Annotated in this window: 19 protein-coding genes and 2 tRNA genes; 16 read left to right on the plus strand and 5 right to left on the minus strand. The window is 60.6% G+C overall.

The genetic code is table 11. The annotated features are described in order from the left end of the window. Nucleotides 1–9: 9 nt before the first annotated feature. The 13 genes from glmM to P5705_RS04640 all read left to right on the plus strand — a co-directional run bounded on the left by glmM (nucleotide 10) and on the right by P5705_RS04640 (nucleotide 12,493). Nucleotides 10–1,350 carry a phosphoglucosamine mutase gene (glmM, locus tag P5705_RS04580; protein WP_277459748.1) on the plus strand — a complete coding sequence of 447 codons (1,341 nt, stop codon included), beginning with the start codon at nucleotides 10–12 and terminating at the stop codon, nucleotides 1,348–1,350. Between the two features lie 66 nt (nucleotides 1,351–1,416). Further along, nucleotides 1,417–2,172, plus strand: a complete 756-nt coding sequence (gene tpiA, locus P5705_RS04585) for a triose-phosphate isomerase (protein ID WP_277459749.1) — start codon at nucleotides 1,417–1,419, stop codon at nucleotides 2,170–2,172. A 4-nt stretch (nucleotides 2,173–2,176) separates the two neighbouring features. Further along, nucleotides 2,177–2,569, plus strand: coding sequence for a preprotein translocase subunit SecG (gene secG, locus P5705_RS04590; protein ID WP_186656847.1), 393 nt, complete (start codon nucleotides 2,177–2,179; stop codon nucleotides 2,567–2,569). Between the two features lie 18 nt (nucleotides 2,570–2,587). Further along, nucleotides 2,588–2,673: transfer RNA gene (locus P5705_RS04595), tRNA-Leu, on the plus strand. A 99-nt stretch (nucleotides 2,674–2,772) separates the two neighbouring features. Beyond that, nucleotides 2,773–2,849: transfer RNA gene (locus P5705_RS04600), tRNA-Met, on the plus strand. Between the two features lie 130 nt (nucleotides 2,850–2,979). After that, complete coding sequence (rimP, locus tag P5705_RS04605; RefSeq protein WP_016391791.1) at nucleotides 2,980–3,438, plus strand: ribosome maturation factor RimP; 459 nt, start codon at nucleotides 2,980–2,982, stop codon at nucleotides 3,436–3,438. Nucleotides 3,439–3,497: 59 nt separating this feature from the next. Then, nucleotides 3,498–4,979, plus strand: coding sequence for a transcription termination factor NusA (gene nusA, locus P5705_RS04610; RefSeq protein WP_011532140.1), 1,482 nt, complete (start codon nucleotides 3,498–3,500; stop codon nucleotides 4,977–4,979). 27 nt (nucleotides 4,980–5,006) lie between these two features. After that, nucleotides 5,007–7,559: a translation initiation factor IF-2 gene (gene infB / locus P5705_RS04615; protein WP_277459750.1), complete on the plus strand. Its 2,553-nt coding sequence runs from the start codon at nucleotides 5,007–5,009 to the stop codon at nucleotides 7,557–7,559. 116 nt (nucleotides 7,560–7,675) lie between these two features. Continuing rightward, nucleotides 7,676–8,074 (plus strand): 30S ribosome-binding factor RbfA, encoded by a 399-nt coding sequence (gene rbfA / locus P5705_RS04620; RefSeq protein WP_050706985.1) that lies wholly within the window; start codon nucleotides 7,676–7,678, stop codon nucleotides 8,072–8,074. 3 nt (nucleotides 8,075–8,077) lie between these two features. Further along, on the plus strand, nucleotides 8,078–8,995 hold the full coding sequence (gene truB, locus P5705_RS04625; RefSeq protein ID WP_277459751.1) for a tRNA pseudouridine(55) synthase TruB: 918 nt from the start codon (nucleotides 8,078–8,080) through the stop codon (nucleotides 8,993–8,995). 148 nt (nucleotides 8,996–9,143) lie between these two features. Then, entirely contained in the window at nucleotides 9,144–9,413 is a 270-nt protein-coding gene (rpsO, locus tag P5705_RS04630; RefSeq protein ID WP_240064612.1) for a 30S ribosomal protein S15, read from the plus strand. A 248-nt stretch (nucleotides 9,414–9,661) separates the two neighbouring features. Next, complete coding sequence (gene pnp, locus P5705_RS04635; protein WP_277459752.1) at nucleotides 9,662–11,767, plus strand: polyribonucleotide nucleotidyltransferase; 2,106 nt, start codon at nucleotides 9,662–9,664, stop codon at nucleotides 11,765–11,767. Between the two features lie 375 nt (nucleotides 11,768–12,142). Beyond that, nucleotides 12,143–12,493 (plus strand): BON domain-containing protein, encoded by a 351-nt coding sequence (locus P5705_RS04640; RefSeq protein ID WP_011532146.1) that lies wholly within the window; start codon nucleotides 12,143–12,145, stop codon nucleotides 12,491–12,493. An 84-nt stretch (nucleotides 12,494–12,577) separates the two neighbouring features. On the opposite strand, the gene P5705_RS04645 is transcribed toward P5705_RS04640, so the two are convergent. Next, on the minus strand, nucleotides 12,578–14,095 hold the full coding sequence (locus tag P5705_RS04645; protein ID WP_277459753.1) for a nucleobase:cation symporter-2 family protein: 1,518 nt from the start codon (nucleotides 14,093–14,095) through the stop codon (nucleotides 12,578–12,580). 261 nt (nucleotides 14,096–14,356) lie between these two features. Next, nucleotides 14,357–14,725: a PilZ domain-containing protein gene (locus P5705_RS04650; RefSeq protein ID WP_011532148.1), complete on the minus strand. Its 369-nt coding sequence runs from the start codon at nucleotides 14,723–14,725 to the stop codon at nucleotides 14,357–14,359. 167 nt (nucleotides 14,726–14,892) lie between these two features. On the opposite strand from P5705_RS04650, the gene P5705_RS04655 reads away from it, so the two are divergent. The 3 genes from P5705_RS04655 to yjiA all read left to right on the plus strand — a co-directional run bounded on the left by P5705_RS04655 (nucleotide 14,893) and on the right by yjiA (nucleotide 18,242). Then, on the plus strand, nucleotides 14,893–16,959 hold the full coding sequence (locus P5705_RS04655) for a carbon starvation CstA family protein (RefSeq protein WP_277459754.1): 2,067 nt from the start codon (nucleotides 14,893–14,895) through the stop codon (nucleotides 16,957–16,959). Between the two features lie 13 nt (nucleotides 16,960–16,972). Next, nucleotides 16,973–17,170: a YbdD/YjiX family protein gene (locus P5705_RS04660; RefSeq protein ID WP_011532150.1), complete on the plus strand. Its 198-nt coding sequence runs from the start codon at nucleotides 16,973–16,975 to the stop codon at nucleotides 17,168–17,170. A gap of 79 nt (nucleotides 17,171–17,249) precedes the next feature. Next, complete coding sequence (yjiA, locus tag P5705_RS04665; protein WP_277459755.1) at nucleotides 17,250–18,242, plus strand: GTPase; 993 nt, start codon at nucleotides 17,250–17,252, stop codon at nucleotides 18,240–18,242. Between the two features lie 209 nt (nucleotides 18,243–18,451). On the opposite strand, the gene P5705_RS04670 is transcribed toward yjiA, so the two are convergent. The 3 genes from P5705_RS04670 to glyA form a co-directional block, all read right to left on the minus strand. Beyond that, nucleotides 18,452–19,600, minus strand: a complete 1,149-nt coding sequence (locus P5705_RS04670; protein ID WP_277459756.1) for an MFS transporter — start codon at nucleotides 19,598–19,600, stop codon at nucleotides 18,452–18,454. Continuing rightward, the gene (locus P5705_RS04675; protein ID WP_431196922.1) at nucleotides 19,597–20,847 is read right to left on the minus strand and encodes an aminotransferase class I/II-fold pyridoxal phosphate-dependent enzyme; all 1,251 of its coding nucleotides are present in this window, start codon (nucleotides 20,845–20,847) and stop codon (nucleotides 19,597–19,599) included. Before P5705_RS04675 ends, P5705_RS04670 begins: the two co-directional genes overlap by 4 nt. A 234-nt stretch (nucleotides 20,848–21,081) precedes the next feature. Further along, nucleotides 21,082–22,335, minus strand: coding sequence for a serine hydroxymethyltransferase (gene glyA, locus P5705_RS04680; RefSeq protein WP_277459758.1), 1,254 nt, complete (start codon nucleotides 22,333–22,335; stop codon nucleotides 21,082–21,084). Nucleotides 22,336–22,532 lie beyond the last annotated feature (197 nt).

Below are 22,532 nucleotides of genomic sequence, written 5' to 3' on the forward strand. Positions count from 1 at the left end.
GGAGTTCCCATGAGCAGAAAATACTTTGGTACCGATGGTATCCGTGGCCGTGTTGGCCAGTTTCCGATCACCCCGGATTTCATGCTGAAACTGGGCTGGGCGGCGGGCATGGCCTTCCGCAAGCAAGGCCACTGCCGTGTGCTGGTGGGCAAGGACACCCGGATCTCCGGTTACATGTTCGAGTCCGCGCTCGAGGCCGGGCTGTCCGCGGCCGGTGCCGACGTCATGCTGCTCGGGCCGATGCCAACGCCAGCTATCGCCTACCTGACCCGCACCTTCCATGCCGAAGCTGGGATCGTTATCAGTGCCTCGCACAATCCGCATGACGACAACGGCATCAAGTTCTTCTCCGGTAGTGGCACCAAGCTACCCGATGAAGTCGAGCTGATGATCGAGGAGCTGCTCGATCAGCCGATGACGGTCGTCGAGTCCGGCAAGCTGGGCAAGGTGTCGCGGATCAACGACGCCGCAGGTCGCTACATCGAGTTCTGCAAGAGCAGCGTACCGACCAGTACCAGCTTCGAAGGGCTCAAGATCGTCGTGGATTGCGCCCATGGCGCCACCTATAAGGTCGCGCCGAGCGTGTTCCGTGAGCTGGGTGCCGAGGTGACGGTACTGCACGCAGCGCCTGATGGGCTGAACATCAATGAGGGTTGCGGCTCGACCCACATCGAGTCGCTGCAAGCCGCGGTGCTGGTGGGGCATGCCGACCTGGGCATCGCTTTCGATGGCGACGGTGACCGGGTACTGATGGTCGACCATACCGGTGCCATCGTCGACGGTGACGAGTTGTTGTATATCATCGGTCGAGACCTGCATGACCGCGGCAAGCTGCAGGGTGGCGTGGTCGGCACGCTCATGAGCAACCTGGGCCTGGAGCTGGCCTTCAAGGAGCTGGACATCCCGTTCGTGCGGGCCAAGGTCGGCGACCGTTATGTCATGGCCGAGCTGCTCGAGCGCGAGTGGCTGCTGGGTGGCGAGAATTCCGGGCATGTCGTGTGCTGCAACCACACCACCACCGGCGATGCGATCATTGCCGCGCTGCAGGTGCTGATGGCCCTCAAGCGTAAAGGCGAGACCCTTGCCCAGGCGCGTCAGGGCGTGCGCAAGTGCCCGCAGGTATTGATCAACGTGCGCTTCGAAGCGGGCAAGAGTGACCCGTTGCAAAACCCGCTGGTGAAAGAGGCGAGCGACAAGGCGACCGAGGCCATGGCTGGGCGCGGGCGGGTGCTGCTGCGCAAGTCCGGCACCGAACCGTTGGTGCGTGTGATGGTCGAAGGCGACGACGAAAACCAGGTGCGTGGCCATGCCGAAGCCCTGGCGAAACTCGTTGCTGAAGTTTGTGCCTGAAATAGGCTTGCCAGCGCAGATCGGGTTGGGTAAGATCTGCGCCCACTTTGACCGACGAGGTAAAGCATGCGTCGCCCCATGGTAGCTGGTAACTGGAAGATGCACGGTACCCGCGCCAGCGTCGTAGAGCTGACTCAGGGCTTGGGCAATATGTCCCTGCCCAGCGGTGTGGAAGTCGCGGTGTTTCCGCCTTCGCTGTTTATCACCCAGGTGATCGATGGCCTGGAAGGCAAGGGAATCAGCGTAGGCGCTCAGAATTCTGCTGTACAGCCTGAGCAAGGCGCGCTGACCGGTGAAGTTGCTCCGAGTCAGCTGGCTGAAGTCGGTTGCAAGTATGTTCTGGTTGGGCACTCCGAGCGTCGCCAGATTATTGGTGAAAGCGACGAAGTGCTGAACCGGAAGTTTGCAGCGGCTCAGAAAAGTGGTTTGACGCCGGTGCTCTGTATAGGGGAAACTCTCGCAGAGCGCGAAGCAGGCGAGACGCTCGAAGTTGTAGGGCGTCAACTAAGCAGTGTTATCGACGCGTTCGGTATCAGGGCTTTTGCCAATGCAGTAATTGCCTATGAGCCTGTTTGGGCCATCGGTACTGGTTTGACGGCCTCGCCACAACAAGCCCAGGATGTGCATGCAGCCATCCGCAAGCAGTTGGCGGTGATGGACGCCGAAGTTGCAGCTAAGGTGCAACTTCTCTACGGCGGCAGCGTGAAGGCGGCCAATGCGGCTGAACTGTTCGGCATGCCGGATATCGATGGGGGGCTCATTGGTGGAGCGTCCCTGAACGCAGACGAATTCGGTGCAATTTGTCGCGCCGCAGGAAACTGAACAAATGCTGGAAACAGTCGTAGTTGTTTTTCATCTGTTGGCAGCGTTGGCACTGGTTGTAATGGTGTTGCTGCAACAGGGTAAAGGTGCGGAAGCAGGTGCATCTTTCGGCGCAGGTGCTTCAAATACTGTGTTCGGAAGCCAAGGTTCCGCTACCTTTTTGAGTAAAGTTACTGCTATACTTGCCGCCACTTTCTTTTTGACTGCACTTGGGTTAGGATACTTCGCCAAGCAGCAAGCTCACCAGCTGACTCAAGCTGGTCTGCCAGATCCAGCAGTGCTGGAAGTCAAAGAGCCAAAGCCGGCGGTCAATGATGATGTACCGGTGCTCCAGCAGCAGAAGAGTGAAGCCACCAACTCCGGTGACGTACCTCCTCCAGCGAAAGAGCAGCAGTAACGGGTTTCAAGTAGTATTGCCGAGGTGGTGGAATTGGTAGACACGCAACCTTGAGGTGGTTGTGCCCATAGGGTGTAGGGGTTCGAGTCCCCTTCTCGGTACCAATTGAAGCATGAAAGCCCGCTTTGAGCGGGCTTTCTTGCAGGTGGAGGTCGGATTGACCCAGCAAAGGGTTCAGTCTTATACTTTCGCCCCAGCTTTGTCGCGGGGTGGAGCAGCTTGGTAGCTCGTCGGGCTCATAACCCGAAGGTCGTTGGTTCAAATCCAGCCCCCGCAACCAGCTTCAGCAGAGCCCCTTTTCAGGGGCTTTTTGCTAGCCGAACAGTTTTAGGCGTCGTTGTCCAACGGCGCTTTCAGGGATGGGCGCTTCGCCCATTTTTTATTTGCACAGCATGCACGAGGGGGTTCAGGTGTCGAGCAAGCTAGAACAGTTGCAGGCCTTGTTGGCCCCGGTTGTCGAGGGTCTGGGCTACCAATGCTGGGGGATCGAATACGTCTCCCAGGGGAAACATTCGGTACTGCGTATCTACATCGACAAGGAAGGCGGCATCCTGGTGGAAGACTGCGAAGCCGTCAGCCGTCAGGCCAGCGCCATCCTCGATGTGGAAGATCCGATCAGCTCTGAATATACCCTCGAGGTGTCCTCTCCAGGCATGGATCGCCCGCTGTTCACCCTTGAACAGTTTGCTTCGCATGCCGGCGAGCAGGTGAAGATCAAGCTGCGTACGCCCTTCGAAGGTCGTCGTAACTTCCAGGGCCTTCTCCGTGGTGTGGAGGAGCAGGATGTGGTGGTCCAGGTGGACAATCACGAGTTCCTGTTGCCGATCGACTCGATCGACAAGGCCAATATTATTCCCAGTTTTGACTGAGACGTGCCGGGCCCGGAGGACTTTCCGGGGCCAATGGCTTGCGCAAGGCGAGGCGTACGATGAGCAAAGAAGTACTGCTGGTTGTTGAATCGGTATCCAACGAAAAGGGTGTACCACCCGGCGTCATTTTCGAAGCGCTGGAAGTGGCCCTGGCCACTGCAACCAAAAAACGTTTTGAGGACGAAGTCGACCTGCGTGTGGAAATCAACCGCCACACGGGTAGCTACGAGACTTTCCGTCGCTGGACCGTGGTCGACGAGAACGACCTGGACGATCCAGCCATCGAGACCTGGCTGAGCAAGATCCAGGACACGCACCCGGACGCCAAGATCGGTGACGTGATCGAAGAGAAGATCGAGTCGATCGAGTTCGGTCGCATCGCCGCTCAGACCGCCAAGCAGGTCATCGTGCAGAAGGTCCGCGAGGCCGAGCGCGCGCAAGTCGTCGACGCCTACCGCGAACGCGTGGGCGAGATCATCTCCGGTACCGTGAAGAAGGTCACCCGCGACAACGTCATCGTCGACCTTGGCAACAACGCCGAGGCGCTGCTGGCGCGTGAAGACATCATTCCCCGTGAGACCTTCCGTGTCGGCGTGCGCCTGCGTGCGCTGCTCAAGGAAATCCGCACCGAGAACCGCGGCCCGCAGCTGGTCCTGTCGCGCACCGCGCCGCAGATGCTGATCGAGCTGTTCCGCATCGAAGTGCCGGAAATCGCCGAAGGCCTCATCGAAGTCATGGCCGCCTCCCGTGATCCGGGATCGCGTGCCAAGATCGCCGTCCGCTCCAAGGACAAGCGCATCGACCCGCAAGGCGCCTGCATCGGCATGCGTGGTTCGCGCGTCCAGGCCGTATCCGGCGAGCTGGGTGGCGAGCGTGTGGATATCGTCCTGTGGGACGAGAACCCGGCGCAGTTCGTCATCAACGCCATGTCGCCAGCAGAGGTTGCTGCGATCATCGTTGATGAGGACGCCCATGCGATGGATATCGCGGTAGCCGAGGATAACCTGGCCCAGGCCATCGGACGTGGCGGCCAGAACGTCCGTCTGGCCAGCCAGCTGACTGCCTGGACCCTGAACGTGATGACCGAGAAGGACATCCAGGCCAAGCAACAAGCGGAAACCGGCGACATCCTGCGTAATTTTATCGATGAACTGGAAGTCGACGAAGAGCTGGCACAGGTGCTGGTCGACGAAGGCTTCACCAGCCTCGAAGAAATTGCCTACGTACCGTTGGAAGAAATGCTCAACATCGATGGCTTTGACGAGGACATCGTCAACGAGCTGCGTGCTCGTGCCAAGGACCGTTTGTTGACCAAGGCCATCGCTACCGAAGAAAAACTGGCAGACGCCCATCCGGCCGACGACCTGCTCTCCCTCGAGGGCATGGACAAGGACCTGGCGGCCGAACTGGCGGTGCGCGGCGTGGTTAACCGCGAAGACCTGGCCGAGCAGTCGATTGACGATCTGCTCGACATCGACGGCATCGACGAAGAGCGTGCCGGCAAGTTGATCATGGCCGCCCGAGCCCACTGGTTCGAGTAATTAGGCGCGGCCTGAGGAGAGAAGTGCATGACGCAAGTCACGGTGAAAGAACTGGCCCAAGAGGTCGAGGCACCGGTAGAGCGCCTGCTGCAGCAGATGCGTGAGGCAGGTCTGCCGCACACCGACGCCGGTCAGGTAGTGACCGACAATGAGAAGCAGACCCTGCTGACTCATTTGAAAAGCAGCCACAAGAGCAAGGCGGAAGAGCCGCGCAAGATCACCTTGCAGCGCAAGACCACCAGCACTCTGCGTGTCGCCGGTAGCAAAAGCATCAGCGTAGAAGTACGCAAGAAGAAAGTGTTCGTGCAGCGCAGCCCGGAAGAGATCCAGGCCGAGCAGAAGCGTGAGCAGGAAGAGCGCCGCGCCGCTGAGAACGCCGCGCGCGAGAAGGTTGACGCCGACGTTCGCCAGCGCAACGAAGAACAGGCTCGTCGCCAGGCCGCGCAAGCGCCTGCCGCCGCCCCTGTGGCCAAGGCTGAGCCAGCTCCGGCTGCCGCCGCGCCTGCTGCTCCTGCAGTGCCTGACGCGCCGGTGTCCGAAGACGCCGCCGCCCGTGCCGCTGAGCGCAAGAAGGACGAAGCCCGTCGCAATGAAAGCCGCACCCGTGACGATGATCGTCGTGGCGGCGGTGTTGCTGGCGAGCGCCGTGGCGAAGCGCCGCGAGTGTCCATCAAGGTCAAGGTCAAGGAGAAGGAAAAGGCTCCGACTCCGCGTGCCGCGCCACGCACCACCGAAGAAGAGAGCGATGGTTTCCGTCGCGGTCGCGGTGGCAAGGGCAAGCCGAAGAAGCGCAACCAGCATGGCTTCCAGAACCCGACCGGTCCAGTCATCCGTGACGTGACCATCGGCGAGACCATCACCGTTTCGGACTTGGCGCAGCAGATGTCGGTCAAAGGCGCTGAAGTCGTCAAGTTCATGTTCAAGATGGGTACCCCGGTCACCATCAACCAGGTGCTCGACCAGGAAACCGCTCAGCTGATTGCCGAAGAACTGGGCCACAAGGTCACCCTGGTCAGCGACACTGCCCTGGAAGATTCCCTGGCCGAATCGCTGAAGTTCGAAGGTGTCAGCGAGTCCCGCGCGCCGGTCGTGACCGTCATGGGCCACGTCGACCACGGCAAGACCTCGCTGCTCGACTACATCCGTCGTGCCAAGGTTGCCGCTGGCGAAGCCGGTGGTATCACCCAGCACATCGGTGCCTACCACGTGGAAACCGACCGCGGCATGGTCACCTTCCTCGACACCCCCGGCCACGCAGCGTTCACTCAGATGCGTGCCCGTGGTGCCAAGGCGACCGACATCGTCATCCTGGTGGTGGCGGCGGACGACGGCGTGATGCCGCAGACCCGCGAAGCCGTCCAGCACGCGAAAGCCGCTGGCGTTCCGCTGGTTGTCGCGGTGAACAAGATCGACAAGCCGGGTGCTGACCTCGATCGCATCCGCAACGAGCTGGCCGTCGAAGGCGTGACCTCCGAGGACTGGGGTGGTGACACCCCGTTCGTCAAGGTCTCGGCGAAGATGGGTACTGGTGTCGACGAGCTGCTCGAAGCTGTACTGCTGCAGGCCGAGATCCTCGAACTCAAGGCCACTCCGACCGCACCTGGTCGCGGTGTCGTGGTCGAGTCGCGCCTGGACAAGGGCCGTGGCCCGGTGGCCACCATCCTGGTTCAGGACGGTACCCTGCGTCAGGGCGACATGGTCCTGGTCGGTTCCAACTATGGCCGCGTGCGTGCCATGCTCGACGAGAACGGCAAGCCTGTGAAGGAAGCCGGCCCGTCGATTCCGGTCGAGATCCTCGGCCTGGACGGCACCCCGGACGCGGGTGACGAGATGTCCGTGGTCGCCGACGAGAAGAAGGCCCGCGAAGTTGCCCTGTTCCGTCAAGGCAAGTACCGCGAGGTCAAGCTGGCCCGTGCTCACGCCGGCAAGCTGGAAAACATCTTCGAGACCATGGGTCAGGAAGAGAAGAAGACCCTCAACATCGTCCTCAAGACCGATGTGCGTGGTTCGCTCGAAGCGCTGCAGGGTTCGCTCGGCAGCCTGGGCAACGACGAAGTCCAGGTGCGCGTGATCGGTGGCGGCGTCGGTGGTATCACCGAAAGCGACGCCAACCTGGCACTGGCTTCGAACGCGGTACTGTTCGGCTTCAACGTACGTGCCGATGCCGGCGCGCGCAAGATCGTCGAGCAGGAAGGTCTGGACATGCGTTACTACAACGTGATCTACGACATCATCGAAGACGTCAAGAAAGCGTTGACCGGCATGCTCGGCAGCGATGTTCGCGAGAACATCCTGGGTGTCGCCGAAGTGCGGGACGTGTTCCGTTCGCCGAAGTTCGGCGCCATCGCTGGCTGTATGGTCATCGAGGGTACCGTGTACCGCAACCGTCCGATCCGCGTACTGCGCGAGGACGTGGTGATCTTCGAAGGCGAACTGGAATCGCTGCGTCGCTTCAAGGACGATGCCTCCGAAGTGCGTAACGGCATGGAGTGCGGTATTGGCGTCAAGAGCTACAACGACGTCAAGGTCGGCGACAAGATCGAAGTCTTCGAGAAAGTCCAGGTGGCTCGTACCCTGTAAGGGGCGAGCGTGGCGCAGGCCCCGTCGCAAGGCGGTTGGCGGCGCCTCACAAGGTAGCGCCCGGTCAGGCTTCAGTCTGACCGGGCGTTTGCCGCTTTACGTTACAGGTAGCAAGAATGGCAAAAGAATATAGCCGTACCCAACGCATCGGCGATCAGATGCAGCGTGAGCTGGCCGAACTGATCCGCCGTGAAGTCAAAGATCCGCGCGTCGGCCTGGTGACCATCACCGCCGTCGACGTCAGCCGTGACCTTGGCCACGCCAAGGTCTTCATCACGGTCATGGGCCAGGATGGCACCGATGCCGTGCCGCAGACCCTCAAGGCCCTCACCAGCGCCGCGAGCTTCCTGCGCCTGCACCTGGGCCGCGTCATGCAACTGCGCAGCGTGCCGCAATTGCACTTCCACTTCGATGAAAGCGTCAGCCGTGGTGTCCACCTGTCGGCGCTGATCGAACGTGCGGTGGCCGAAGACCGCCTGCACAAGGATGCCGACGAGCTGGACGCCAAGGAGTAAGCGGTGGCCCAGGTCAAACGTATCCGCCGCAATGTCAGCGGCATCATCCTGCTCGACAAACCATTGGGGTTCACCTCCAACGCCGCCTTGCAGAAGGTCCGCTGGTTGCTCAACGCGGAAAAGGCCGGCCACACCGGCAGCCTCGACCCGCTGGCCACCGGCGTGCTGCCGCTGTGCTTCGGTGAAGCGACCAAGTTCTCCCAGTACCTGCTCGATTCCGACAAGGGCTACGAGACGGTCATGCAGCTGGGGCAGACCACCACCACCGCGGACGCCGAGGGCGAAGTCCTGCAGACCCGCGAAGTGACCGTTGGTCGCGCCGATATCGAGGCGGTGATCCCGCGTTTCAAGGGTGACATCCAGCAGGTACCGCCGATGTACTCGGCGCTCAAGCGTGATGGCCAGCCGCTTTACAAGCTGGCGCGTGCAGGAGAGGTAGTGGAGCGCGAGGCGCGTTCTGTTACTATTGGCCGCTTGGAGTTGCTCGAGTGCGAAGGTACCCGTGCGCGACTGTCGGTTGGATGCAGCAAAGGCACCTATATCCGCACGCTGGTCGAGGATATCGGTGAGGCGCTGGGCTGCGGAGCCTACGTCGCCGAACTGCGCCGCACCCAGGCTGGCCCTTTCGCGCTGGCACAGACCGTGACGCTCGAGGAGCTCGAACAGGCCCACGCAGAGGGTGGCAATGAAGCGCTCGATCGCTTCCTGATGCCGTCCGACAGCGGGCTGCAGGACTGGCCACTGGTGCTGTTGTCCGAGCACAGCGCGTTCTACTGGCTGCACGGCCAGGCGGTACGCGCGCCGGACGCACCGCAGTTTGGCATGGTCCGCGTACAGGATCACAATGGCCGCTTCATCGGAATCGGTGAAGTGAGCGAAGACGGGCGCATTGCGCCGCGTCGGCTGATTCGGTCGGAATGACCGAAACCGTGGGGCGAGGCTTCGGCCGAGGTCCGCGGGATCAAGGGTGGCTGTTAGTAGGCGCGGTCACACCTTCTTTATCAATACAGGGATTTGTCCCTGGCCTATTGGACCCCGCTCGCGGGATCCGTTTATCAGGAGAAGCCAAATGGCCCTCAGCGTCGAAGAAAAAGCCCAGATCGTTGCCGATTACCAGCAAGCCGCCGGCGATACCGGTAGCCCGGAAGTGCAGGTTGCTCTGCTGACCTTCAACATCAACAAGCTGCAAGGTCACTTCAAGTCCAACGAAAAAGACCACCACTCCCGTCGTGGTCTGATCCGTATGGTCAACCAGCGTCGTAAGCTGCTGGACTACCTGAAGGGCAAGGACACCACTCGTTACAGCGCCCTGATCGGTCGCCTGGGCCTGCGTCGCTAATAGCGGCCTGGCCAGTGGTGTTGCATGGTGTGTCGCATTCTTCGGCATCGCTGCCTGTCAGCGTCGCCGTTGGACACACTACGCGATCTGCGAGGTTGGCAGCCTGGTTCGCCGTGCGGTTCATCCGCCCGGCACCAGGCTCCCAGCCTCGTGTTGTATCTGGACGGTCAATGGGGCCGATTCCCCGTTCTGCCCAAGAATTCGCAAGAACCCGTTCCCCCAAGAGCCACTGAAAAAGGTAGGAAACCGTGAACCCGGTAATCAAGACATTCCAGTTCGGTCAATCGACCGTTACGCTCGAAACGGGCCGTATTGCCCGTCAGGCCACCGGCGCTGTGCTGGTCACCGTCGACAACGACGTCACCGTGCTGGTGACCGTGGTCGGCGCCAAGCAAGCTGACCCGGGCAAGGGCTTCTTCCCGCTGTCCGTGCACTACCAGGAAAAGACCTACGCCGCTGGCAAGATCCCGGGTGGTTTCTTCAAGCGTGAAGGCCGTCCTTCCGAAAAAGAAACCCTGACCTCGCGCCTGATCGACCGTCCGATCCGTCCGCTGTTCCCTGAAGGCTTCATGAATGAAGTCCAGGTCGTCTGCACCGTGGTTTCCACCAGCAAGAAGACCGACCCGGACATCGCCGCCATGATCGGTACCTCGGCTGCCCTGGCCATCTCGGGCATCCCGTTCGAAGGCCCGATCGGCGCCGCCCGTGTTGCCTTCCACGAAAGCACCGGCTACCTGCTGAACCCGACCTACGAGCAACTGGCTGCCTCGAGCCTGGACATGGTCGTTGCCGGTACCTCGGATGCTGTGCTGATGGTTGAATCGGAAGCCCAGGAGCTGACCGAAGACCAGATGCTGGGCGCCGTGCTGTTTGCCCACGACGAATTCCAGGCCGTGATCAAAGCGGTCAAAGAGCTGGCTGCCGAAGCCGCCAAGCCTACCTGGGACTGGAAACCTGCCGTTGCCAATACCGCCCTGTTCGACGCCATCCGCGCCGAGTTCGGCGAGGCGGTCTCCCAGGGTTACACCATCACCGTCAAGGCCGACCGTTATGCGCGCCTGGGTGAGCTGCGCGACCAGGCGGTTGCCAAGTTCTCCGGTGAAGAAGGCCAGCCATCGGCCGGTGAAGTCAAAGACATCTTCGGCGAGATCGAATACCGCACCGTTCGCGAAAACATCGTCAACGGCAAGCCACGTATCGACGGCCGCGACACCAAGACCGTGCGCCCGCTGAACATCGAAGTCGGCGTTCTGCCCAAGACCCACGGTTCGGCACTGTTCACCCGTGGCGAAACTCAGGCCCTGGTCGTCGCGACCCTGGGTACTGCCCGTGACGCCCAGCTGCTGGACACCCTCGAAGGCGAGAAGAAAGACCCCTTCATGCTGCACTACAACTTCCCGCCGTTCTCGGTGGGCGAGTGTGGCCGCATGGGCGGTGCCGGCCGTCGCGAAATCGGCCACGGCCGTCTGGCCCGCCGTTCGGTCCAGGCCATGCTGCCGGCCGCCGACGTGTTCCCGTACACCATCCGCGTGGTGTCGGAAATCACCGAATCCAACGGTTCCAGCTCCATGGCTTCGGTCTGTGGTGCATCCCTGGCCCTGATGGACGCCGGTGTACCGATGAAGGCGCCGGTTGCCGGTATCGCCATGGGCCTGGTCAAGGAAGGTGACAAGTTCGCCGTCCTGACCGACATCCTGGGTGACGAAGACCACCTGGGCGACATGGACTTCAAGGTAGCCGGTACCGCCAAGGGCGTCACCGCGCTGCAGATGGACATCAAGATCAACGGCATCACCGAAGAGATCATGGAAATCGCCCTGGGCCAGGCCCTGGAAGCGCGCCTGAACATCCTCGGCCAGATGAACCAGATCATCGGCGAGTCGCGTACCGAACTGTCGGCCAACGCTCCGACCATGATCGCGATGAAGATCGACACCGACAAGATCCGTGACGTCATCGGTAAGGGCGGCGCCACCATCCGCGCCATCTGCGAAGAGACCAAGGCCTCGATCGACATCGAAGACGACGGTTCGATCAAGATCTTCGGCGAGACCAAGGAAGCCGCGGACGCTGCCAAGCAGCGCATCCTGGGCATCACCGCCGAGGCCGAGATCGGCAAGATCTACGTCGGCAAGGTCGAGCGCATCGTCGACTTCGGCGCCTTCGTCAACATCCTGCCGGGCAAGGACGGCCTGGTGCACATCTCCATGCTGAGCGACGCTCGCGTCGAGAAAGTCACCGATGTGCTGAAAGAAGGTCAGGAAGTCGAAGTGCTGGTACTGGACGTGGACAACCGCGGCCGTATCAAGCTGTCGATCAAGGACGTTGCCGCTGCCAAGGCATCGGGCGTCTGAGCGACTGACGCGTAACAGGAAAAGGGCCCTTCGGGGCCCTTTTTTGTTGCCTGGATATTGATCTGATTCGAGCTCTGTAGGAGCGGCTTTAGCCGCGAATACCCGCGAAGCGGGTGCCAGAAGCGTGGTGTCTGCATCGCGGCTCAAGCCGCTCCTACAGAAGGTTCCGAAACCTGCCAGCGAACATGCATCTTGCACATCGTTTTTTCCAAGGTATTGCAGATTGCACGATCATGCATGAATGAGCATGATGCTAACCTATTGAATTTTAAGGAAATATAAGCAGACCAAAAGCTGGCACGGCGCGTGCACCTACCTTCATACCTGTCGCCAGGATCCACGGCGCAGACCTTTCGAAAAACAGGAGTGACCCTCATGAAGAAGTTCGCCATTGCTGCCGCTACTGCTACCGCTCTGACCCTGACCCTGGCTAATGCGGCGTTTGCCCAACAGTCCACCCAGGCCCCGATGACGCTGGCGGCCGGTGAGGTGACCAAAGCCAAGGAAGCTACCTCCGACACTTGGATCACCACCAAGGTGAAGGCTGACCTGATGACCGAGAAAGGCGTGCCAGGCAGTGACATCAAGGTCGAAACCAACAAAGGCGTCGTGTCCCTGTCCTCGGACGTGGCCATCACCGATGCCCAGAAGGACATGGCGGTTGCCATCGCCAAGAAGATCAAAGGCGTGCAGGCCGTCTCGGCTGATGGCCTGAAAGCCGAGTAAGGGATGTCCCGTCGGCCAAAGGGACTTGGCCACCTTTCAAGCAAAAGCCCCGGCATGTGCCGGGGCTTTTCATTGGTTGCCTGCTCAGTGTTCGGCGGCCGTTTCCCGTCGCCGGACCGGCTCGCCTTCGCTGTTCACTTCCATTACGGGAACTTCGTTGCCATCGGCGTCGAACAGCTTGCCATCTTTGAAGTAGTCGCCATCACGCAGCGCGGAGATGTCCGCGTAGTTGATGGTGCGCTCGTAGGCGGCGGCGAACACCGACTGCTGGTCGGAGTTGCCGGTGGTGAAGTGGTTGAAGATCAGGTTCAGCAGGATGGCCATGATCGCCGCCGAGCTGATGCCCGAGTGGAAGATGGTTTCGAACCAGTTCGGGAAGTTGTGGTAGAAGGTCGGCGCCGCGATCGGGATCATGCCGAAGCCCAGCGAGGCGGCAACGATGATCAGGTTGACGTTGTTCTTGTAGTTGACCTTGGACAAGGTGCGGATGCCGCTGGCGGCCACGGTGCCGAACAGCACGATGCCGGCGCCACCCAGCACAGGGGTTGGTACTGCGGCGATGACCCGGCCCATTACCGGTAGCAGGCCCAGCACCACCAGGATCACGCCACCGGTGGCCACCACATAGCGGCTCTTCACGCCGGTCACGGCCACCAGGCCGACGTTCTGGGCGAAGGCGCTCTGGGTGAACGAGCCGAAGATCGGTGCCAGGATGCTCGATGCCATGTCGGCGCGCAGGCCATTGCCCAGGCGCTTGGAGTCGACCTTGGTGTCGATGATCTCACCAACCGCGAGGATGTCCGCGGAGGTTTCCACCAGGGTCACCATGATCACGATGCACATCGACAGGATCGCAGCGATGTGGAACGTCGGCATACCGAAATGAAACGGGCTGGGGAAGGCGAACATCGGGCCTTCGCCGACCTTGCTGAAGTCGGTCATGCCCAGTGCCCAGGCGATCAGGGTACCCACCACCATGGCCAGCAGGATCGACAGCCGCGAGATGGTCGCGTTACCCAGCTTGCTCAGCAGCAGGACGATGGCGAAGGTCAATGCCGCCAGGCCGATGTTGGCCACGCTGCCGAACTCGGGCGAGGCGCTGTTGCCGCCCATCACCCAGCGCGCGGCCACGGGCATGAGGGTCAGGCCGATGGTGGTGATGACGATGCCGGTCACCAGGGGCGGGAAGAACTTGGTGATGCGCGAGAACACGGGGGTGATCAGAAAACCGATCAACGACGCCGCCATGACTGCGCCGAGTACGCCCTGAAGCCCGCCGCCACCTTCACTGCTGATGATGGCGCCCATGGTTGCCACGCCAGCGAACGACACCCCTTGCACCAGCGGCAGTTGACAGCCGAAGAACGGCAACCCGAGGGTTTGCAGCAATGTCGCCAGGCCACCCGCGAACAGCGAGGCGGCGATCAGCAGGCCGATCTCCGCGGGGCCCAGGCCGGCAGCCTGGCCCAGGATCAGCGGGACGGCGACGATCCCTCCGTACATGGTCAGGACATGTTGCAGCCCGTAGGCCAGGTTGGCGCCGAGGCCGAGATTTTCGTCCTCGGGGCGCGGGGCGGGAGACGTGCTGGGGGACGTGGTCATTGGAGCAGGCTCTCTGTTTATTGTTGTGCCGCTACTGTAGACAAGTCTGACAAAACATTGCCACAAGAATTGTATACAAAGTTTTGATCGTAGCGTCGGCAAGGGTGCTTCCAGGGCGCGCAAAACCTGGATGCACGTTGCGTTCCAACATGCATGGAGCTGTTCTAGAGGGGTGTGTACAAACGTGTGCGGTGGGAGAGAGAAGCTGTCTGGCTGGACAGGAAAGCTGTCACAGCCAGATTGTTAGCAGGCTAAGAGATTTCAATCTTCGATGAGTTCGCGCAGCTCGCGCATCATTTCGGTGCTGTCGCCCACGTTCAGTTCCACCAGACGGTGCAGATGGGTCATCGAGTCAATATCGATATACAGGCAGACGAAGCCCAGGCGGGTCGGTTCTTCGTGGCGCAGTTCAACTTGCATCTGAACCTGGGTCTGCTTGTCGTTCAGCTGGATGATCGCTTCGAAATCCTGGGTCAGGTCGGCATCCCAGGGCTTGGGGCATTTGATCAGCAAGCCTTTGAGCGACAGGTCGAGCAGTTGCACTGGCCAGCGGCGTTCACCCTGGCGCAATTCGGCGGGGGCATCGAAGGCGATGCGTTGGAAACGGCGGCGTTCGTCGTGATCGCTCATGGGAAAGGCCCTCGGGGGTTCAACCTGACTATAGTTAATTCTGCCGCTGTATCAGGTACCGCAATCTGGCCGCAGAGGCTCTAGACCAAAGCAAGTGTGGCAATGCGCTTTGACTCGCCCTAGACTCGATGGGCGGTCTTTTCCAATCCACCAGCTGGAAGTAAACCATGAACAACAATAATAGCCTGCTACGCCACATTCCGTGGCTGGCGCTGGCAGTCATAGGGGCCTGCGCGCTGGGTGTGGTTGCCCTGCGTCGCGGTGAGGCAATCAACGCCTTGTGGATCGTGGTCGCGGCAGTGGCCATCTACCTGGTTGCCTACCGTTACTACAGCCTGTTCATCGCCACCAAGGTGATGCAGCTCGATCCTCGCCGGGCCACGCCCGCGGTACTCAACAACGATGGCCTGGACTACGTCCCGACCAACAAGCACATCCTCTTCGGCCATCACTTCGCCGCCATTGCCGGTGCCGGCCCGCTCGTGGGCCCGGTGCTCGCGGCGCAGATGGGCTACCTGCCCGGTACGTTGTGGCTGATCGCCGGCGTGGTGCTGGCTGGCGCGGTGCAGGACTTCATGGTCCTGTTCCTGTCCACCCGCCGCAACGGCCGGTCGCTGGGTGACATGGTCCGTGAGGAGATGGGCCGAATCCCCGGCACCATCGCCCTGTTCGGCTGCTTCCTGATCATGATCATCATCCTCGCGGTGCTGGCGCTGATCGTGGTCAAGGCCCTGGCCGAAAGCCCTTGGGGCATGTTCACGGTGATGGCGACCATCCCGATCGCGATGTTCATGGGCATCTACATGCGCTACATCCGTCCGGGGCGCATCGGCGAGATCTCGGTCGTCGGTGTGATCCTGCTGCTGCTGTCGATCTGGCTGGGGGGCCAGATCGCCGCGGATCCGGTGTGGGGCCCGGCGTTCACCTTCACCGGCGTGCAGATCACCTGGATGCTCGTGGGCTACGGCTTCGTCGCCGCCGTGTTGCCGGTGTGGCTGGTGCTGGCGCCGCGTGACTACCTGTCGACCTTCCTCAAGATCGGCACTATCGTCGGCCTTGCCATCGGCATCCTGGTCATTGCGCCCGAGCTGAAAATGCCCGCGCTGACGCAGTTCACCGACGGTACCGGCCCGGTATGGAAGGGCACCCTGTTCCCGTTCCTGTTCATCACCATCGCCTGTGGCGCGGTGTCCGGCTTCCATGCGCTGATTTCTTCGGGCACCACGCCCAAGCTGCTGGACAACGAAGCCAACGCCCGCTACATCGGCTACGGCGGCATGCTCATGGAGTCGTTCGTCGCCATCATGGCCATGGTCGCCGCCTCGGTGATCGAGCCGGGCGTGTACTTCGCCATGAACAGCCCGGCTGCGGTGGTTGGTGCCGACGTCGCCTCGGTGGCGCAGACGGTCAGCAGTTGGGGCTTCATGATCACCCCCGAGCAGCTCGAGGCTACCGCCCGTGACATCGGCGAGCACACCATCCTGGCCCGTGCCGGTGGTGCACCGACGCTGGCGGTGGGTATCGCGCAGATCCTGCACCAGGTATTGCCGGGTGAGAACACCATGGCGTTCTGGTACCACTTCGCGATTCTGTTCGAGGCGCTGTTCATCCTCACCGCGGTGGACGCTGGTACCCGTGCCGGTCGCTTCATGCTGCAGGACCTGCTGGGCAGCTTCGTGCCAGCCCTGAAGCGCACCGAGTCGTGGACCGCCAACTTGATCGGCACGGCGGGTTGCGTGGCGCTGTGGGGCTACCTGCTGTACCAGGGCGTGATCGACCCGCTGGGCGGTATCAATACGCTCTGGCCGCTGTTCGGTATCTCCAACCAGATGCTCGCCGGTATCGCCCTGATGCTGGGTACCGTGGTGCTGATCAAGATGAAGCGCCAGCGCTATGTCTGGGTCACCCTGTTGCCGGCCGTGTGGCTGCTGATCTGTACCACCACCGCGGGCCTGATCAAGCTGTTCGACCCGAATCCGGCCGTAGGCTTCCTGGCCTTGGCCAAGAAGTACAGCACCGCGCTGGACGCCGGCCAGGTACTGGCCCCGGCCAAGGATATCGGGCAGATGCAGCACGTGATTTTCAACGCCTACACCAACGCCGGCCTGACTGTGCTGTTCCTGGTGGTGGTGTTCAGCGTGCTGTTCTTTGCCGTCAAGGTCGGCCTGGCCGCCCTGGGCCGCAAGGAGCGCACCGACAAGGAAACCCCGTTCCAGGCCCTGCCTGACGCTTGAGAGGACTGCAGTGATGTTCAACGACCTGGGTCGACTGGGTAAGTACCTGGGGCAGGCAGCCCGCCTGATGGTCGGCATGCCCGACTACGACAACTATGTCGAGCACATGCGCAGCAAGCACCCGGACAAGCCGGTGATGAGCTACGAGGCGTTCTTCCGCGAACGCCAGGAAGCGCGTTATGGTGGCAAGTCCGGGCCCAAGTGCTGTTGAACCCGCGACATGCGTGATTCAGTGGGAGCCCGGGCAACCGGGCTCCCACTGTCATTTTCAGCCCCAAGGAGATTTCTGCGTGCAAACGCCCATTCCCGTTACCGTGCTGACCGGCTTCCTTGGCGCCGGCAAGACCACATTGCTCAAGCACATGCTCAAGGCCGAGCACGGCCTGAAGATCGCCGTGATCGAGAACGAGTTCAGTGAGGCCGGCATCGACAGCCAGTTGCTCGGTGACGAACCGGTGCAGGTGATGACGCTGGCCAACGGTTGCGTATGCTGCAGCATCCATGGCGACCTGACCCGCGCCCTGTACTTGCTGCTCGAGCGCCTCGACGCCGGCGAGATCGCCTTCGATCGCCTGGTGATCGAATGCACCGGCCTGGCTGATCCGGCACCGGTGGCGCAAACCTTCTTCATCGAGGAGGACCTGCGTGATCGTTACCTGCTCGACGGCATCGTCACCCTGGTCGACGCGGCCCACGCCGAACTGCACCTGACCCAGGCCATCGCCCAGGCCCAGGTGGGCTTTGCCGACCGGCTGCTGCTGAGCAAGACCGACCTGGTCGAGCCACAGGCGGTCGACGCCCTGCGCGAGCGCCTGGCGCGCATCAATGGCCGGGCGGCGATTCGCGTGGTCGAGCATGGCCGCATCGACCTGGCCGAGCTGCTCGATGTGCGCGGGTTCAACCTCAACCCGGACCTGGGTATCAGCTTCAAGCACACCTTGCGCCCGGTACTCAAGCCCGCCACCCCTGACCGTATCTCGACACTGGTACTGCGTACTGAAACGCCGTTGGACATTGATCGGCTCAGCGACTTCATGAACGAGCTGCTGGAGGCGCATGGCAAGCAATTGCTGCGCTACAAGGGCGTGCTGAACATTGCTGGCGAGGACCGCCGCCTGGTATTCCAGGGGGTTCTGAAGCTGTACGGGTTCGACTGGGATGCCGAGTGGAAGGAAGGCGAGACGCGGGAAAGCGTGATGGTGTTCATCGCCGATGAGCTGCCGGAGGAGAAGATTCGAATTGGATTCGAGGCGTTGAGTTACGAGGGAGTCAGAAGTATCTGACTTGCTAATGCCGCCTTGTGGCGGCATTTTTTCCTTTACTTACTCAAGCGAGGAAGACCGAATGGACCTTCACAAAGGGATGGATTTTGATGGCTTCCTTTCGGAGGAGGGCCTGGCTGAAGTGGTATCTGAGGGGCACTCAAGCAGGTGCTCATCTGGCAATTGATGCAATGCATCAAGAAGATTCACATTGCAAGCGACGATGGCGTTCAGGGGCTGGAGCGAGTTGCCAACCAGGCGAGTGACGCCAATCCAGCGCATAACATAACCAGCACAGTGGGACTCGTGCCCACGGAGCTGGATATCAAGTTCGTCAGGGCAGCCAGCAGTTGGTGAACAAGAGCGATCAGTGCCATGGCAGGAGAAGCAGCTCCTGTTGACTGCCTGCTTGCCAGTGACAGACTCACCGGGTATGCCATTCCCTGAGCTACAAGCATCAGGCAATAGGGTAGCCAGATCGCGTAAGCCGAATTTTTCAACAGTGATGATGCAATAAGCATGATGAGTGCGCCAAGTAACAGCAAAGCACTCGAAAATCGAAGCATCGTTACTTCGTTGTGGCCGGTTGCAAGGGTGCTCGCCAGACGAGTACCGAGCAGATAGGCAATGCTGATTGGCCATCCCAATAGCCCATATTCCCACATGGACCAGTTGAAGGACTGCTGGAAAAGCAAGGGCGCTGTACTGCTAAATACGACGATGATGGAGTACCCAAAACCTCCGGCAAGCACAGGCAGGATGAAGCGTGGTTGCACAATGAGCTTATGGAAACTGGCAATCTCACCTGTTCGGTGTGGAGGAACTATGTGGTGAGCTGCGATATTCCAGCCCTTCAGTGTTGCCATGAGTACACAGGGTATCGCGACGAGCAGCATGGCCACTCGCCAGTTCGTGAGCGTGGCAATCATCGCCCCGATAAACTGGGAGGCTCCAAGAGAGAGAACGAAGCAAAGTGAAAGGCTGCTATAGGCGCGTGTCAGATCCTTACCATCATACTGCTCGACCAGCAACGCACGAGCGGCAACTGATATACCGCCTGCCAGGGCTCCCTGAAGCAGGCGTAAAACAAGAAATGCCCAGGCAACGGGTGATACTGCGAGCAGAAATGTGCAGCAGCCGTAGAGGAGTAGCGTCCAGGTCAGCATACGGCTTGAACCGAGAGTGGCTCCCAAACGACCCCACAGGATTACGCACCCCCCCATTCCTACAAGAAACAGGCTCAGGCTGAGTGCGGCGAATTCATCTGTTGCATTCAGGTCGTCAGCAATGGCCGGGAGCATGGGTAGGTAGAAGGTTATACCCGACTGGCACAACAGTACGGCTAAGCAACTGAAGTAGAGAATTCGCCGTTTGGTCATGGCTGAGTCTTCAGTAAATGGGCGATGGCAGGGTTGCTGTTCAGGTACTCAGCGACACTTTGGCAGAAGCTCTCGATTTCACCAGGCTGCATGTCTGCTCTGAGCGTAATGCGCAGCGCTGCAGCATTCTTGGGTACGACAGGAAAGAAGACGGCTGAAGTGAGAAACCCGCTGTTGGCCAGGAAGGTCGACGCAGCAATGGCGTGCTCAGCCTCTCCAAGCGGTATTAGCCTAATGGGAGATGTTGATCCAGCATGAGGTGTAGGCAAAAGCCTGTCGAACAATTCGATGTTGTTTTTCAACGCCTGCTGCAGCGTAGTCAACAGGGGACTGGAGTGAAGTCGGGCGGACGCCCGGCCTGCACCGATAGCTGCGGCATTGAGGCTTTGGGACCAGTTGGTAGGACCTCCATATCTCTGTACAAGACGTTTCTGTTGGGTATTTGCCAGCATGACCAGGCCACCGCTTGCGGCAAATGCTTTCCCCAAGGACGCTACAATGATGACCCCTTCATCCAGCTCCTGTAGTTGCCCCCTGACAAAGCCCTGCCCAAAAACACCTACCGTAGAAAGGGCATGTGAGTCGTCCAAGTACAAGAACAAACCGTAGCGCTCCTTGAGGTACAACAAGGCGTCCATGTGTGCCGTCCCGCCCATGCTGTAGTAGCCGTCGGTGATATAGGCAACCCTTCCGTGTTGCCTGCAGATGCTCTCGAGTTGGTCCATATCGTTATGGGGAAGCGTCTGGACCTCGGTCTCATCCGCACAGGCTGCTTTGATATGGTTCAGGGAGTAGTGGGCAAACTTGTCGAACACCATATGGGGCGATATACCATCGGTGAAAATACCTGCGGCAACAAGTGGTAGTACTCCAGAGCTTGCTGCGCTGCATGACAATGTGGCCAGAGACGCGCATCCAAACAGTTCGGACAGTTCAGCCTCATATTGGTCTAGCACTTGAAGCTGGCAGCGATTACGCGAGTTGGCGATACGTAGGGTGCGCGAATTTTCCAGCTCTTCGATTGCCCCTTGGAGGATATCCGGGTGGTAGTCCAGCCCAAGATAGGAGGTTGTACAGAAGTGTTGCAGCGTCCTGCCGTGTTGGTCCTGAAGTAGATTTCTGGCAATGGGCTGCACCTGCAATCCGGAAAGATGCTTGGCATACGATGTCTGCCAGTCCGCCTCGGACTTCTGAATCATGCTCCTGTAATTGGTGAATTGATTTCGAGTGACTGCCATGTCAAACACTTCCTGCAATGGTTTGGAGCAAGCAGTGTGCATTGCAGGAAAGCGTCGGTATGTCCGAAGCCGGGTGTTTTGATCGAGGTAATTTTCCGAGAAGAGCGTCAGAAATACCTTGGCGTGTCGCGGAGAATTAAACAATCACGTTTAAGGTTTTTGTAGGGCCTGCATGCGTCCAGAACACAAGTCACAAAAAAGCCCGGCACATGGCCGGGCTTTTTCACATCAGGCGTCTGCCAATCAGTTGCCGTACACCGGCAGCTTCTTGCAGATGGCCTTGACCTTCTCACGCACGGCGTCGATCACCGCTTCGTTGTTCAGGTCGGCCAGGATGTCGCAGATCCAGCCGGCCAGCTCGCGGCATTCTGTCTCTTTGAAGCCACGGGTGGTGACGGCAGGGGTGCCGAAACGCAGGCCCGAGGTGACGAACGGCGAACGCGGGTCGTTCGGGACCGAGTTCTTGTTGACGGTGATGAAAGCCTTGCCCAAGGCGGCGTCGGCGTCCTTACCGGAGATTTCCTGCTTGATCAGCGACAGCAGGAACAGGTGGTTCTGGGTGCCGCCGGAAACGACGTCGAAACCACGCTCGATGAACACTTCGGCCATGGCCTGGGCGTTCTTCACCACTTGCTGCTGATAGGCCTTGAACTCAGGCTGCAGGGCCTCCTTGAAGCAGATCGCCTTGGCGGCGATGACGTGCTCCAGCGGGCCGCCCTGGGCGCCTGGGAAGACGGCGGAGTTCAGCTTCTTCTCGATGTCGGCGTTGGCACGGGCCAGGATCAGGCCACCACGTGGACCGCGCAGGGTCTTGTGGGTGGTGGTGGTGACGACGTCGGCGAACGGAACCGGGTTCGGGTATACGCCCGCGGCGACCAGGCCGGCTACGTGGGCCATGTCGACGAACAGGTAGGCACCGACCTTGTCGGCGATTTCGCGGAAGCGAGGGAAGTCCAGGACCTGCGAGTAGGCGGAGAAGCCGGCGACGATCATCTTCGGCTTGTGCTCCAGGGCCAGCGCCTCGACTTCGTCGTAGTTGATCAGGCCGTTGGCGTCGATGCCGTACTGGATGGCGTTGTACAGCTTGCCCGAGGAGGAAACGCTGGCGCCGTGGGTCAGGTGACCACCGTGGGCCAGGCTCATGCCCAGGATGGTGTCGCCGGCCGACAGCAGTGCCAGGTAGACAGCGGCGTTGGCTTGGGAGCCAGCGTGTGGCTGGACGTTGGCGTAGTCGGCGCCGAACAGCTCCTTGGCGCGGTCGATGGCCAGTTGCTCGACCACGTCGACGTACTCGCAACCACCGTAGTAGCGCTTGCCTGGGTAGCCTTCGGCGTACTTGTTGGTCAGAACCGAACCCTGGGCCTCCATGACCGCCGGGCTGGTGTAGTTTTCCGAAGCGATCAGCTCGATATGCTCTTCCTGGCGCAGGGCTTCTTGCTGCATGGCTTCGAAGAGCTCGGCGTCGTACTTGGCAATGGTCAAATCACGGCTGAACATGGCGGTCCTCAAGGATCGGGCTGAATTGGGGGGGCATTCTAACCGATTGATTCGCCGCTGGCATATGAAGTGGCATCAAGTCGCGGACCAATGGCCTTCATGTTGTAACCCGCGCCGTGTCTGGGCTGGAGTTGACTTTTGGGTCCGTTTTTGCGGTTCGGCACCGCACCCTGTAGGAGCGGCCTTGAGCCGCGAAA

The organism is Pseudomonas entomophila, assembly GCF_029478665.1.
GTDB classification, from domain to species: Bacteria; Pseudomonadota; Gammaproteobacteria; order Pseudomonadales; family Pseudomonadaceae; genus Aquipseudomonas; species Aquipseudomonas entomophila_F.